The organism is Thalassotalea sp. ND16A, assembly GCF_000764205.1.
Classification (GTDB): Bacteria; Pseudomonadota; Gammaproteobacteria; order Enterobacterales; family Alteromonadaceae; genus Thalassotalea_A.
In genome coordinates, this window is sequence record NZ_JQDZ01000084.1 from 1 (window position 1) to 14,958 (window position 14,958).

16 protein-coding genes are annotated in these 14,958 nt (G+C 39.6%); 3 read left to right on the plus strand and 13 right to left on the minus strand.

Features of this window, described 5'->3' with window-relative positions; translation table 11 throughout:
• Nucleotides 1–324: 324 nt before the first annotated feature.
• The 12 genes from ND16A_RS20310 to yceD form a co-directional block, all read right to left on the minus strand.
• The gene (locus tag ND16A_RS20310; RefSeq protein WP_052073154.1) at nucleotides 325–1,269 is read right to left on the minus strand and encodes a hypothetical protein; all 945 of its coding nucleotides are present in this window, start codon (nucleotides 1,267–1,269) and stop codon (nucleotides 325–327) included.
• Nucleotides 1,259–1,909: a dTMP kinase gene (gene tmk, locus ND16A_RS06770; protein WP_033078154.1), complete on the minus strand. Its 651-nt coding sequence runs from the start codon at nucleotides 1,907–1,909 to the stop codon at nucleotides 1,259–1,261. The genes ND16A_RS20310 and tmk overlap by 11 nt, the downstream gene beginning before the upstream one ends.
• A 3-nt stretch (nucleotides 1,910–1,912) precedes the next feature.
• Complete coding sequence (gene mltG / locus ND16A_RS06765; RefSeq protein WP_033078139.1) at nucleotides 1,913–2,908, minus strand: endolytic transglycosylase MltG; 996 nt, start codon at nucleotides 2,906–2,908, stop codon at nucleotides 1,913–1,915.
• A complete protein-coding gene (pabC, locus tag ND16A_RS06760) occupies nucleotides 2,905–3,711 on the minus strand; it encodes an aminodeoxychorismate lyase (protein WP_033078140.1) in 807 nt (268 codons plus the stop codon). Before pabC ends, mltG begins: the two co-directional genes overlap by 4 nt.
• 174 nt (nucleotides 3,712–3,885) lie before the next feature.
• A complete protein-coding gene (gene fabF / locus ND16A_RS06755) occupies nucleotides 3,886–5,121 on the minus strand; it encodes a beta-ketoacyl-ACP synthase II (protein WP_033078141.1) in 1,236 nt (411 codons plus the stop codon).
• An 82-nt stretch (nucleotides 5,122–5,203) separates the two neighbouring features.
• A complete protein-coding gene (gene acpP, locus ND16A_RS06750) occupies nucleotides 5,204–5,437 on the minus strand; it encodes an acyl carrier protein (RefSeq protein ID WP_033078142.1) in 234 nt (77 codons plus the stop codon).
• Between the two features lie 331 nt (nucleotides 5,438–5,768).
• On the minus strand, nucleotides 5,769–6,512 hold the full coding sequence (fabG, locus tag ND16A_RS06745; protein WP_033078143.1) for a 3-oxoacyl-ACP reductase FabG: 744 nt from the start codon (nucleotides 6,510–6,512) through the stop codon (nucleotides 5,769–5,771).
• Between the two features lie 3 nt (nucleotides 6,513–6,515).
• Nucleotides 6,516–7,445 carry an ACP S-malonyltransferase gene (gene fabD / locus ND16A_RS06740; RefSeq protein ID WP_033078144.1) on the minus strand — a complete coding sequence of 310 codons (930 nt, stop codon included), beginning with the start codon at nucleotides 7,443–7,445 and terminating at the stop codon, nucleotides 6,516–6,518.
• A gap of 45 nt (nucleotides 7,446–7,490) precedes the next feature.
• Nucleotides 7,491–8,450 carry a beta-ketoacyl-ACP synthase III gene (locus tag ND16A_RS06735; RefSeq protein ID WP_033078145.1) on the minus strand — a complete coding sequence of 320 codons (960 nt, stop codon included), beginning with the start codon at nucleotides 8,448–8,450 and terminating at the stop codon, nucleotides 7,491–7,493.
• 7 nt (nucleotides 8,451–8,457) lie between these two features.
• Nucleotides 8,458–9,486, minus strand: coding sequence for a phosphate acyltransferase PlsX (gene plsX / locus ND16A_RS06730; RefSeq protein WP_033078146.1), 1,029 nt, complete (start codon nucleotides 9,484–9,486; stop codon nucleotides 8,458–8,460).
• A gap of 11 nt (nucleotides 9,487–9,497) precedes the next feature.
• Nucleotides 9,498–9,668 carry a 50S ribosomal protein L32 gene (gene rpmF, locus ND16A_RS06725; RefSeq protein ID WP_033078147.1) on the minus strand — a complete coding sequence of 57 codons (171 nt, stop codon included), beginning with the start codon at nucleotides 9,666–9,668 and terminating at the stop codon, nucleotides 9,498–9,500.
• A gap of 23 nt (nucleotides 9,669–9,691) precedes the next feature.
• Complete coding sequence (gene yceD / locus ND16A_RS06720) at nucleotides 9,692–10,204, minus strand: 23S rRNA accumulation protein YceD (RefSeq protein ID WP_033078148.1); 513 nt, start codon at nucleotides 10,202–10,204, stop codon at nucleotides 9,692–9,694.
• Between the two features lie 289 nt (nucleotides 10,205–10,493).
• Between yceD and ND16A_RS06715 the strand changes: the two genes are divergently transcribed.
• From ND16A_RS06715 to ND16A_RS06705, 3 genes are all read left to right on the plus strand, one after another.
• Nucleotides 10,494–11,081 (plus strand): Maf family protein, encoded by a 588-nt coding sequence (locus tag ND16A_RS06715; protein WP_033078149.1) that lies wholly within the window; start codon nucleotides 10,494–10,496, stop codon nucleotides 11,079–11,081.
• A 68-nt stretch (nucleotides 11,082–11,149) separates the two neighbouring features.
• Nucleotides 11,150–13,231: a hypothetical protein gene (locus tag ND16A_RS21335; RefSeq protein ID WP_033078150.1), complete on the plus strand. Its 2,082-nt coding sequence runs from the start codon at nucleotides 11,150–11,152 to the stop codon at nucleotides 13,229–13,231.
• A gap of 153 nt (nucleotides 13,232–13,384) precedes the next feature.
• A complete protein-coding gene (locus tag ND16A_RS06705) occupies nucleotides 13,385–13,576 on the plus strand; it encodes a hypothetical protein (protein ID WP_033078151.1) in 192 nt (63 codons plus the stop codon).
• Between the two features lie 82 nt (nucleotides 13,577–13,658).
• Here ND16A_RS06705 and ND16A_RS06700 read toward each other — a convergent pair whose 3' ends face one another.
• On the minus strand, nucleotides 13,659–14,813 hold the full coding sequence (locus ND16A_RS06700; protein WP_052073155.1) for an alpha/beta hydrolase: 1,155 nt from the start codon (nucleotides 14,811–14,813) through the stop codon (nucleotides 13,659–13,661).
• Nucleotides 14,814–14,958: the final 145 nt, after the last annotated feature.

The following is a 14,958-nucleotide window of genomic DNA, read 5'->3' on the forward strand; positions in this document are numbered from 1 at the left end:
ACATTGCCCATATTGGTGTTCATTACCGTTTGTATTATTGCAATAGCTGCTGTTCTATATCGACTAACAATGCTTCAATAGTAAAGGTTTTGTTGGCCTGAGTTAACAACTTTATTTGTTTCGTTGCTTGATTGATTAACGTTAAACATTGCCCATATTGGTGTTCATTACCGTTTGTATTATTGCAATAGCTGCTGTTCTATATCGACTAACAATGCTTCAATAGTAAAGGTTTTGTTGGCCTGAGTTAACAACTTTATTTGTTTCGTTGCTTGATTGATTAACGTTAAACATTGCCCATATTGGTGTTCATTACCGTTTGTATTATTGCAATAGCTGCTGTTCTATATCGACTAACAATGCTTCAATAGTAAAGGTTTTGTTGGCCTGAGTTAACAACTTTATTTGTTTCGTTGCTTGATTGATTAACGTTAAACATTGCCAAAGCTGTTCATTACTATAACGACTGGCCATAATATTCATTTCATGTTGTGCTAAGGCATCTTGCCAGCCTGATTGAATACGAATTAATTGCTGAAAGGCATTGGTTAACCATCTTAAGCCATTGAGGTTGCTACTGAGCAAATGACTTAATTCATTACCATTATCAAAGCTTTGTAAAAACAGGTTGAGCTGCTCAATGATTTCCTGGCGTTGTTGTTGAGTTTTGTCATCGGTTAATTCGGCCAACTCAGTGATGTTACTAAACTGATTTATTAATGATTTATCTGCAACCAATGCCGCTAGTTGCTCGCCCGTTGGCGGCTTTATCTGGATTACATTACAACGGCTAATGATGGTAGGCAATAACATTTCCACTTCATTACATACTAACAATAAATAGCTATTATCGGTTGGTTCTTCAAGAGTTTTTAGCAAAGCGTTAGCCGCAGCTTCGGTCATATTCTCAGCCGATAACACCAACACCACCTTATTTTTTGCAAGGTGCGCCGTTTTTTGTAAGAAGCTTCCTGCTTGTCGTACTAAATCAACACCTATGGTTTTTTCAGCATTATCGATAACTTGCAGATCAGGATGCGTATTTGCCTTAACCAGTAGACAAGTCTTGCAATGTCCGCATGGCTCTGCGGATAACGTTTGTTGCTCACAAAGTAATAATGAAGACAACCACAAGCCTAATTCTTCTTGTCCGGCTAGATGGCTACCTAACAACAGTAATGCATGCGGCAACAACCCTTGCTCAATTTTGTTGAGCACCTCGGTTTTATTTTCGTCTAACCAGCTTTTTTGTTGTAATTTAGCTACCAAGATCTGATCCTACACAGTGCTTATTCAATAATTGTTTAATATCATCATGAACTTTATTCATCGCTTGACTGGCATCTACAATAAAAATGGTGTCATCATTCGTTGCTAATTGCAGATATTTATTGCGTACCCGATGAAAAAATTCAATTTTTTCTTGTTCAATCCGGTCTAAATCGCCACGCGCCTGTGCCCGTGATAAGCCAAGTTCAGGCTCAATATCTAAATATAAAGTAAAGTTCGGCTTGAAGCCATTTAGTGTAATGTTGGCGATGGTATCTATCACTTTATCATCAAATTTTCTGCCACCACCTTGATAGGCACGCGAAGATAAATCATGACGATCGCCAACTACCCACTTTCCCGATTGCAGAGCCGGTAATATTTTATTTGCCAATAACTGTGAGCGACTGGCATACATCAACAACAATTCACATTCAGGGGTAACGGTTTCATCACATGGCTCTTTCACTAATGTTCTGAGTTTTTCGGCAAGAGGTGTGCCACCCGGCTCTCGGGTATTTTCAAAGGTTATCTGTTGCTGCGTGAGAAATTCTTCTACTACCTTGATTGCCGATGATTTTCCAGCGCCTTCGATCCCTTCGATAACAATAAACTTTCCATGTGCTTTACTTTCTGACATCACTTATTTCTTTCCTCTAATGTATTTGTCCACCGCTTTATTATGTTCTTTTAGCGTGGTTGAAAAATAGTGCTCACCATTACCTTTACTGACAAAATATAAATATTTGCTGTTTGCCGGGTGCAAACTGGCTTCAATGGCTGATTTTCCCGGCATAGCAATTGGCGTTGGTGGCATACCGTTAATACGATAAGTATTATACGCAGTTTTTTCTCGCATATTGGCGTAAGTAATATCACCGGTGTACCTGTCGCCTAAACCATAAATAATGGTGGGATCGGTTTGTAAGCGCATATTTTTCGCTAAGCGAGTAATGAACACTGCCGCTATCAATGGTTGTTCATCAATTTGAGCAGTTTCTTTTTCTATCATAGACGCCATGATCAAGGCTTCATAAGAGTTGTTATAGGGCAAATCTTTGGCTTTATTTTGCCAGCTATCGGCAAGCTCTTTCAACATCCGCTGATGCGCTTGTTTTAATATATCGATATCTTTACTGCCGGCGGTAAAACTGTAGGTATCGGGAAAAAACAAGCCTTCCGGGTGTTGATAATCTTTGGTTAGCAATTTTAAAATTTGTTCACGGTCCATATCGGCTAAAGTAAAATGGATATGTTGGGTTTCCGCAAGCTGGTTTAACCATTCTTTAAACGTTGAGCCTTCGACAAAAGTGATGCTAAATTGATGTTCTGCGCCTGAAACTAATATGGCAAAAAGTTGTTTTAACGAGGCATTTGCCGGAATTTGATAAGTGCCGGCTTTAATGCCGGTGATCTGTGGATTTAACTTAGCGTATAGCTTTAGCCAAAATTTATGCTCCAGCCAATCACGCTGTTCTAAATCGACTAAAACTTTATTAAAGGATGAACCGGAATCGACTCGGTATAAAGTTTTTTGACTTATCGGTAGTTGTTGTTCTATCTGGTTTTCGCTGTACGTTATCAGACCCATGCCAATGAACATTAGGGCGAGAATGATAATGACCAATAAACGTTTCATTGAAACTTCCCTAGCAGTTTTTTACTTTCTTCGACATTGAAGACTTTATCCATAAATTGTTTCACCGGCACCACACCCAACAGAGAATTGCACAGATAAATAGCATCGGCCTGGGCTAATTCACTCACTTTGCTACTGACAATATTAACCGCAGGTAATGCCGATAACAATCGCGCCCGACAAAGCCCGGCGACACCAGAGAGTTGTAAGTTGGGAGTATAAAATACCCTACCTTTCAGCCAAAAGATATTGGCGGTATTGCATTCGACGATATTTTCATTGAGATCACAGACCACTAACTCATCAACCTCTTGTAAATCTGCATTACATTGCTCCAACTCCTGGCGAATAAGCACTTGCTCTAATCGATTTAAATGTTTAATCCCTGCTAACGCGGGGTTTAAACCCAGTTTGAATGAACTTAACCCTAAGGTTAGCCCCTGTTGTTGCCAGGTTTGATAATGCTGCGGAAACTCTGAAATACAAACAATGACGTTGCCACCCGTAGCGCCAGTGCGAGAATAGCCTCGGCCACTATGTCCGGCAGTGATAATGACTTTCAACGTTGCTAATGCATAGTTTGCACTTGCCGTGATTATTTCTTCCTCAACGTCTTGCCAATTAACCCCGGTAATCGCCAATTTACTGCAACTGTGTTGCAAGCGGTTAATATGTTCGCTGATGTACTCTAAGCCGCCATTTAATACCTTGCCGGTAGTAAACACGCCATCACCAAAGGCGAGACCACGATCGCTGACATTTATTTGATTGGTTTTAGTAAAGTTTACTGAGCAATAGAGCATAAATGATTAATTATTATTTTGACTTTGAATTTAGCTTTGGCGTAAACGGTGACGAGAATTTTGCGCTCGCCTTTCGTTTCTCGTTTCTCGTTTCTCGTTTCTCGTTTCTAAAACAAAAAACCTGAATACTCCAACAGTATTCAGGCTTTTAACAATATTGGCAAGCGTTAAAACTTATACTTTTTTAAATAAAAGAGAACCGTTAGTGCCACCAAAGCCAAAAGAATTACATAACGCATATTCTAGCTTGGCTTGACGCGCTTCATGGGCAATATAGTCTAAGTCACAACCATCACTCGGATTATCCAAGTTAATGGTTGGTGGAACTTCCTGATTTTGCAAAGCTAAAATGGTAAATATTGCTTCTGCTGAGCCTGCTGCACCTAACATATGTCCGGTCATAGACTTGGTTGAACCCATCATTAATTTATGAGCATGATCACCAAATACCGATTTAGCGCCATTGGTTTCAGCAATATCCCCTGCCGGAGTCGATGTTCCGTGAGCATTGATATAACCAATTTTGTCACTGCTAATGCCCGCATCATTAATGGCATTAGTCATTGCTGCAGCGCCACCTTCACCATTCGTTGGCGGTGAAGTGATATGATGAGCATCACCACTCATACCAAAACCAGCTAATTCAGCATAAATTTTGGCGCCACGAGCTTTTGCGTGTTCATATTCTTCAAGTACGACAACACCGGCGCCATCACTTAAAACAAAACCATCACGGTCTTTATCCCAAGGACGAGATGCTTGTTGTGGGGCATCATTGCGTGTAGATAAAGCACGCGCCGACATAAAGCCACCCATACCAAGTACCGTTGACGCTTTTTCCGCACCACCGGCAACCATAGCGTCGGCATCACCATACGCTATCATTCGGGCAGCATGACCGATATTGTGCACACCCGTAGTACAAGCCGTCACAATCGCAATATTCGGACCTTTCATGCCATGCATGATAGATAGATGACCTGAAATCATGTTTAAGATGGTTGAAGGACAGAAAAATGGCGATAATTTTCGTACTGTAGAATTTAGTGTCTTGGTAAAGCCTTCTTCAATTAAAGTTAAACCACCAATACCAGAGCCGATGGCAACACCAATACGACGGGCATTTTGCTCGGTAACTTCCAACCCGGAATCGGCAATGGCTTGGTTACCGGCTGCAATTCCGTATTGAATAAACAAATCCATTTTACGGGTTTCTTTTTTGGCAATGCCAAAATTTTCAGGATCAAACCCTTTAACTAAACCAGCAAACTTAGTGGTAAAGTGGGTTAAATCCAGATGGTCAATAGGTCCAATACCACTTTTACCGGCAAGCAATGCATCCCAAGTTGAAAGTGAATCATTTCCTAGCGGGCTTAGCATACCTAAACCGGTAACTACGACTCGTCGCATGACAAATATTGTCTCCGCAATTTTTCAAAAAATAAAAACAAAAAAGGCGGTAATTAAACCGCCTTATTCGAATCGTTCGTTATTAGCCGTGAGCTGTAACGTAATCGATAGCTGATTGAACAGTAGTAATTTTTTCAGCTTCTTCATCAGGAATTTCAGTATCAAATTCTTCTTCAAGAGCCATAACTAATTCAACTGTGTCTAGAGAATCTGCACCTAAGTCATCAACAAAAGATGCTTCATTTTTAGCTTCTTCTTCTTTAACACCTAGTTGTTCAACGATGATTTTTCTTACGCGTTCTTCGATAGTACTCATTGTTTTTCCTTTACTATTTTAAACAATTTTAATAATTGCGTGTAGTTTATTCGTCATCAGGGCACCATGCAAGCTTTAAAATCAAAATTTGCTCTGGTCTAACCTGATAGCTAAATATCTATTTATGGCTTATTCCCCGCTATTTTGCAAGAAAATCTATTTATAAACAGATATTTTTCAGTGTGTTGAATAATACCCCTGTTTCAGATCAGTTTCGCAACTTTCCAACTGCGATACCAAGACAGGGCTATACTCAAGCGTTTTTGCGCCACTTTTCTCGGCATTTTTTATGCCACGAAGTGGCCGATAATAAAACTGCGCAGCAGGTTTATTAAACCATGTACATCCCACCATTAACGTGAATGGTTTCACCATTAATGTATGCTGCTGCATCAGACGCTAGAAATGCCACTGTTGCCGCAATTTCTTCGGGTTTACCTAAACGATTTGCCGGAACTTGCGAGAAAATCGCTTGTTTTTGCTCATCGTTTAACTCTTTTGTCATATCGGTATCAATAAAACCTGGGGCAATAGCGTTAACGGTAATGCCACGTGAAGCCACTTCTTTGGCTAACGACTTGGTAAAGCCTAATAAACCGGCTTTTGCCGTTGCGTAGTTAACTTGACCAGCATTACCCATAGAGCCAACCACAGAACCAATATTGATGATACGGCCATTGCGGTTTTTCATCATAGGGCGCATCACCGCTTTGCTGATTTTAAATAATGAATTCAGATTGGTATTGATGATGTCATCCCATTCAGCGTCTTTCATCCGCATCATTAGATTGTCACGAGTAATACCCGCATTGTTAACTAATATGTCAATGCCACCAAAATCGGCTTTAATCGAAGTAAAAAGTGCAGCAATGGAATCATTATCAGTGACGTTTAATGCGTAACCTTTACCATTATCACCTAAATAAGCACTGATATTATCTGCGCCGCTTTCTGATGTTGCCGTACCAATTACAGTCGCACCCTGGCTTATTAACTGCTCAGCAATTGCTTTACCAATACCACGGCTTGCACCGGTTACTAACGCAGTTTTACCTGCAAGTGAAAATAAAGACATTGTTTACCCTTCTATCGCGCTGTTTAATGTGTCAGCAGTGTTTACTGGAACACAGCTTAATTGTTTATTTATGCGTTTCGTCAATCCAGATAATACTTTACCCGGACCTGCTTCAATTAATTGCTCGGCGCCCAAACTGGCCATGTGTTCAACCGACTCAGTCCAACGTACCGGGCTGTATAATTGACGAACAAGTGCATCTTTAATTGCCGAGGCATCACTAACCGTAGCAACATCTACGTTATTAACCACAGGAATTTGTGGCGCATTAAATTCGATATTGGCTAAATCACTAGCCAACTTTTCGGCTGCTGGCTGCATAAGTGCACAATGCGACGGCACGCTAACAGGAAGAGGAAGTGCGCGCTTAGCGCCGGCTTCTTTACATAACGCACCGGCACGTTCAACCGCAGCTTTATTTCCTGCGATAACCACTTGTCCTGGTGAATTGAAATTAACCGCTGAAACCACTTCATCACCCGCGGCTTGTCCACAAGCACTGATAATTGCGTCGTCGGCTAAACCAATAATGGCATACATTGCGCCAACACCAGCAGGCACTGCTTGCTGCATGTATTGACCACGCTTTTCAACCAGTTTCACCCCATCTTCAAGGCTTAACACCCCGGCACATACCAGAGCAGAATATTCCCCCAAAGAATGACCCGCTAATACCGAAGGAGTTGCGCCACCGGCGGCTTGCCAAGCTCGAAATACAGCAACACTGGCAGTTAATAGTGCCGGTTGGGTATAATCAGTTTGGTTTAATTTTGCTTCAGGATCGTTTTGGATCAGATCCCACATATCATAGCCTAATGCTGATGACGCACTGGCGAAGGTAGCTTTAACGACTTCATTATCCCCTAAGTCGGCTAACATGCCTACGGCTTGTGAACCCTGACCTGGAAATACAAAGGCTAAATTATTTTGCATTGTTATCTTTACCTTAATCATTGTTTAACACTATTGCGTGTCTAATTAAAACTTAACTAGAGCGGAACCCCAGGTAAAACCACTACCGAACGCTTCCATTAAAATTGTTTGCCCACGCTGAATTCGGCCATCTCGAACAGCTTCATCTAATGCGGTTGGGATTGTTGCTGCCGAAGTATTACCATGCTTATCCAAAGTTACCACTACCTGCTCCATCGGTAAGCTTAACTTTTTCGCGGCCGCGGCAATAATTCGCAGGTTAGCTTGATGGGGTACTAGCCAATCTATCTCTGATTTATCCATGTTGTTGTGTGCTAAAGTTTCGGTAACTATTTCGCTTAACTTGGTTACCGCAAATTTGAACACCTCATTGCCTTTCATGTAAATGTAGGCTTTTTCTTCGGTAAGTAAATCACCACGTTTTGGTGATCCCGCCCCTAATAACGCGCCATAATTACCATCGGCATGTAGATGAGTAGAAATAATGCCGGTCTCTTCTGTAGCTTCGATAACTACCGCGCCTGCGGCATCGCCAAAGAGAATATAAGTTGCCCGGTCTGAAGGGTCGCACATGTGCGATAGCGTATCGGCACCAATAACCAATATGCGCTTCGCCATACCCGACTTGATAAATTGATCGGCAATACTCAAGCTGTAAATGAAACCAGAACAGGCGGCGGCTACGTCAAATGCAGGGATATTAGGAACATTTAAATACATTTGAACATGACAAGCAGCGCTTGGTAAGTCGACATGAGAACTGGTGGTTCCCATGACAATCATGTCGATATCTTCGCGTTGCAAGCCGGCCATTTCAAGAGCCTTTTCCGCGGCTTTTGCCCCCATATAGCCTACATTTTCATGTTCAGCTGAAATTCGACGTTCTTTTATGCCGGTGCGGTCAGTGATCCACTGATCGGTAGTGTCCACGATTTTTTCTAAATCTGCATTAGTTCTTACTTGCTCCGGGAAATAACTGCCCGTGCCAATAATTTTCGAATTCATATTCAATTTAAGACCTTTTTAATAATCCGAGTTCCAATTTTTTTTTAATTTTCTCAGGAACTTGTCTTTCAACTTCTTTTACCGCTTCTAAAATAGCATTATAAAAAGCTGAACTTGTAGCATTGCCGTGACTTTTCACCACAATACCGCGTAATCCTATCAAACTTGCACCATTATACTGGTCGGGGTTCAGCCGTTTTACAATCTTTTTTAGGGTTGGATTGAGTAAAACCCCTAAAATACGGGTAAATTTACTCTCGTTGATGATTTTCATCACTTTACCCATAGCCAGTTTAGCAACACCTTCACAAGTTTTCAGCGCAACGTTACCCACAAACCCATCACAAACAATAACATCGGCTTTGCCAGTAAAGATATCATTGCCTTCAATAAAGCCGACATAATTGATTTCAGGAGTCGCCGTTAACAGTGTCGCCGTTTGTTTAATATGGTCACTGCCTTTAATAACTTCAGCGCCCATATTTAACAATGCCACTCTTGGCGATTCGATTGCATCAACTTCTTCCGCCATGACCGAGCCCATCATCGCAAATTGGAATAACGTATCTGAATCGCAAAACACGTTTGCGCCCAAATCCAGCATAAATGCGTGCGAGGTTGAATCGGTAATAGGCAGGTGTGACACTAACGCTGGGCGTTCTACCCCAGGAAGCATCTTTAAAACATAATGAGCAATGGCCAGTAAGGCACCGGTGTTGCCAGCGCTAACACAAGCATCGGCTTTACCTTGTTTTACCAAATCTAAAGCTCGGCGCATCGACGAATCTTTTTTCGTCCGCAAAGCAACACTGGGTTTTTCATCCATGGCAATTTGTTCAGTCGCATGCACGATTGAAATACGGGGATGATCAAGATAATTAAGTTTTTTAAGATGTGATTTGATTACACTTTCATCACCACAGAGGGTAAGTTTAAGTGTTGGCAAATGTTCTATTGCCATTATTGCTGAGGGAATTGTTACTAGGGGGCCAGAATCGCCCCCCATAACATCTAACGCGACCGTTAGACTATGCAAAGTTAGTTCGCTTATTTAGCGATAACTTTAACACCTTTGTAAAAGCCATCGGCAGTTACGTGGTGACGACGGTGAGTTTCACCAGAAACGCTATCTACTGATAAGTTTTCTGTTGTTAACGCATCGTGTGAACGACGCATGCCACGTCTTGAACGAGATTTCTTACTCTTTTGTACGGCCATTACCCTACTCCTAAATTCTAAAGTTACTTGAGGTTTTTTAAAACATCAAATGGATTCGGTTTCTCAAGCGTATCCGGTAACTTGCCCCAAGACGTATCAGCATCAGCTGAACAATCTTTAAGGTCATGTTTCGGTATCAGTGGAATATTAAGCATTAACTCATCTTCCACTAATTCGCGTAAATTTACTTCACCATTTTCATCTACTACTACAGCGTCATAATGGGAAGGTAAGTGCTCAGCACTTTCTTCGTCTTTAACAGGGCTAAAAATAAAACTTACTTTTAACGCTTGTTCAAATGGTTCATTACAACGCTGACATGTCAAATTAATTTTGGTAGATGCCTTGCCACTGATAAATACCAGTTTTTCTGCATCTATACCGAAGTTTACTTTAACATTAACTTGCTCGCCAGCCTTTTCAGACACTGCAAGCAATCTTTCTAATCCAGATAACGCAAAGTAGCCGTCGCACTCAAGACGACGCTGAGCACTTTTGTTCGGTTCTATGGTTATTGGAAGCTTAAGATCTTTCATAAGGCGCGCATATTAAAGGGTGAAGGCGGTTCTGTCAAAAGAAAATTCACCTAATTCAATGCAATTGCCTAATTTGTGACAAATTTTAACACAACCGCATTAATTGTGAACAATTATAGTTCATTAACTGTGTATTAATCTTTATTTAGCTTGAGTACCGATAAAATTACAACCTGGCTATGCTTATCTTTGCAATATCACTTCACTTTTAGGTAAACTAGCCGCAATTAATCAACTTGGTAGCTATACCAAACTTGATGCAATCAGCAATTTTAAGAGTATATTCCTCATGACCCAGCTCGTTCTTGGCTCTACCTCCCCTTTTCGTAAAGCCTTATTAGAAAAATTTAATGTGTCTTTCGATTGTGCCAAACCCAACATTGATGAAACGGCATTAGTAAACGAAACACCCGAACAGCTTGTTGCTCGCCTTGCTGAGCAAAAAGCGATAAAAGTCAGCGATGAGTTCCCTCGCGGTTTAATTATTGGCTCTGATCAAGTTGCTATTTGTGATGGTAACATTCTAGGCAAACCGCATAACTTTGACAATGCGGTAAAACAGCTTACCTCTTTTAGTGGCAAAACGGTCACCTTTTTAACGGGTTTGTGTTTATACAATGCCGAGAGGAAAAATAGTCAGGTAATTGTGGAACCGTTTTATGTCAGCTTTCGTGAATTAAGTTTCGCTGAAATCAGCAACTACCTTAACGCAGAAGAGCCCTACAATTGCGCTGGAAGCTTTAAAAGTGAAGGGTTAGGCATTTGTTTATTTGAAAGCTTAACAGGTGAGGATCCAAATACACTTATTGGCTTACCGTTAATTCGTTTGCACCAATTACTGAAAAATGAAGGATTTGATGTGTTAAATCATCAATAGCGGAGTATTTAATAAAGGCAATATACCTTTTTAATTATATTAAATTTCAAACAAGGATGTTTAGGTAAATGAAAAAAGTATTTTTGATAATTGTATTACCCAGCCTTATCCTTCTGTATTTTGGGTTTTTTAAGCTGAATAATGCAGAGATTGATCAAGATACAATTCCTAATGAAGTGTTCAACACAAAATCAAACAATCATATTCTTCAGAAAAAAAACAAAATAATTTACTCTACAGAACTAAGTAAACTCAAAGCTATAGAAGAGCAATGTCAAAGTAAAAATATGAGTTTTAGTGATTCTGTAGACGAAATTCATAACGAATTAATTATCACTCTGGAAAAAGAATTACTAAAAGGAAGTACGATTAGAGATCTTGTTAAATATTCAGATCAGTACCAGACCTTTTTTAAAAGATTTTATGATTTAATTAGGGACGCATTAATTAGGAAGGAAAGAAAAAATTTGAAAGTAGCCTCCTCAGTTAAAATATTAACAGAATGGAATGGGCTTTCCGTTATTGAAGGGTTTACTTCAGAAAATATAAACACTCTCATTGACTTGTTAACCAAAAACAACTTAGATTCACTCTCGTTGCCTCTCAAATTAGCCCCTGAAAACATTAACAATAACTTTAAACAATTATTAGATAATCCAGAAACTTTTAACACCTATTTAGACCAACCTTTTTCAATCGGTGGAAGTTCAGCCATATCACCATCCATATTGCTTGTTCTTGCGGCGGGTACAATTGATGCCAATGAATTCAGAATAACAATCTCTGGGCATAGTTTTACTGTAAATGATATTGCGGTTGGTATTTTAAACAATGTACCAAGTGAACATTTAAAAATATTAATGGCTAATACTGTTGAACTAAATAAAATGCCTATTTTCGTGCAAAACAAATACGTCACCTATTACAATTTGGCTGATCTGGCTGTTAGTCAATATAATGTAGAGGCGTTAACTATTTTGAAAAATAATGGAGTAACACCTACCAACGAACCAGGTATTATTACAGGTCTTGATATTGCTATTTTGAACTTACCGCAAAATAATGATTTATATAACGAATCACCTGAAATGCTAAATAAGCACATTGAAACCATTAAATTCCTTCAGAAAAATGGTTATATGGCACATGGTTATGTCACAAAGGAGCTAAAACTTACATTTGATGCTCCTTTTTCAAAGCGATACCAAGTTCATGATGCAATTGATGTTGAACTAAAGCAATTATTAACTTCCATCGGTTTAATTGATAAAAGCTATGAAATTCACCAAGAATTTGTAGATAACTCAGACGTTTCGTTGGCCATAGCTCACTTACGTAGCCGAAAAGAAAATCTGAATAATGGTCAAAAAGGATGTGCATCTGTAGCAAAAGATATATTAACGGCAAAAAAGCTGATCGGAAAATATCCGGCTATTGATGAAATTAATGAAATAGTCAAGATTAATGGAAGAAATGACATAACTTCATTACTGCATAATATTGATCCGGCACTGGTGCAACTGTGGCAGCTAATGCAGTATGAAATTCAATATTATAAAAAAAGTGAATTCACTAACTTTTTAACAGCAAGTAATTACATTGAAATTCAGGATTTTGTTGCCTCTACCCCGTTAGATCAAAGTGAAACAGAAATATTGTTTCAACATTTAATGGAGGATATTTCTGGTTTAATGCCTGCGTGGAATTCAAGAGTTTCCCCCCTACGGCTGACAAACCTGCTCTTTTTAAGAAATGCATCACTAGAACAATGGCAACTATTATTTAATGAAGGGTTTGATTTTAGTCTAAAGGATTCATGGGATAATGATGTCTTTTTACCTGCTATGTTAAATTCGATTGATGCGGTTAGTTTTCTTTTGGACAATGGTTTTAAACCTGAATTTGACAATATTGGCATCGATATTCTCGATTTGGCTTTGGAGCATAGTTTTGAACAAGGCAATTTAAATCAAAATGTTTTTAAAATATTGGCACTCGTAAAAAACATTGAGCCAAATCATTATTCCAGGATTGCCAGACTCAGGGAATATTATCCCGTTGAATATGAAAAGCTTAAAAATAATAGACCTTATTTGATACCTCCAGAAAATACACATTTAAACAAATATCAGTTTTTGTCTTTTCTTTAAGTTGCTTTTAATAAAATGTAATATCGTAGTTCTTATTATAGCTATGGATATGTATCGAATTTGCAATTAAGCATCTATTATTTCAAATAGTTTACATAACTCCATAGGGTTGCAAAAATGAACAGGAGAATGAATAAAAATTAATGGTGAGTAATGTCAGATATAAAATTTAGTGCGTTATGGGCGATATCCGGTATCGTAATTGGCTTTAGTGCTATCAGTATTAGTTATTGGTTACTGCACAGCACTATCCCAGGTTACAGATTTTTCGCCGGTCCCGGAATAGTCGCAGCCAACTTTTTTAGTGAAGAAATGATTTTTGGCCGAAAATTAGCATTATGCTAACCGGCCAATAGTTAACTTATTTCGTGGTGATTTTTTCCGTTCGCAAATGGTTAAAGCGTAAGTAAAAAGTATGTTCAACTATCTACTTCATTTCCCAAATTTGCCACATAGGTAAATTCTGCTGTTGTGCTAATGCCATGGCTTTTGTTTGCGCTTGTTCGGCTAGCTCGGGTTGCTTTAATCCCGTTAACGCCAGACTGTATTGATGATGCCACAGCGCAGTTTTTTCTCCCTGAGCTTTTATCCGCTCTAAAATGTCTTTTGCGGTTGCAAATTGTTTGCTGGCATTAAAGCCTTTTGCCAGATAATTGCTGACATTGACTACCGAGTCGGGAAATTGTTGCTGAACCACGGTCAGTATTTCTTCAATTTTATCCGTCTGCTTTGAACTGAACACATATTTAGAAAATTTATATGCTTGTAACCACTCAATTCTGAAACCATTGTAATTTTGCTTTTTTCCGGCAAAGGTCGTTAATACATCGAAAACATCTTTATGCGCTTGCAGTTCATAACCATCTTCGTAATAGCCAGCAAACAAAAAGCTCAAAGCGTCATGCAGTGCCGGCAGTGCGGTACTGAAATGATTTTCGTTGGGGTATTGTTGATAACCAAGTGGCCAATCTTTGATGTCGAGTTGTTTTAAACTCTCATACACTTGCCCTACTCCCATCCCCTGCTCATTGGCTACCGACAAAAATAGTGGTGAAGCAGATTTGTTGTTATTTTCAGCAATGTATTTGGCAATTGAGCTACTGGCAGAATAATCATCAAACCAGTAACTCGGACTCATCGCTAAGAACGCATTAAACGGTGTGCCATCCTGCACCATAGCAAAGGTGGTAAATAATCCTCCTAAAGAGTAGCCTGAGATAATTCGGTTATTGTTGGTACGGTAATTCTTGTCGATGTGAGGCACCAGTTCGGCACTGACATATTGGTAAAATAAAGCGGCGCCACCGTAATCCGCTTCATTGTTAATCGCCCAGGTGGTTTGATAAATATAATCGGCGTTACCCTGAGTGGCGATGCCAATGACTATCATCGGCGGGATCTTGCCCATTCGAGTGAGGTTTTTAACGATTGCAGATACATGCTGGAATTGAAAATCACCATCCACAACATAGAGCGTTGGATACGTTAATTCATTGTCATGATAATTTTCAGGTAAATCGATCATAAAGCGACGTTGCTGCTTTAAAATTTCTGAATGATGGCGGTCTACATGACCCGCCACGATCAGCTCTTTTGCCAGTGTTAGTGCCGGAGCAATACCGCAGTTATTTGCCGCAGAATTTGTAACTGAGATCTCACCTATTTCCCATCATTGATCGAATTCAGAATGGTAAATCGTCATTCAGTTCGTGATTTTGCTCCCGTTG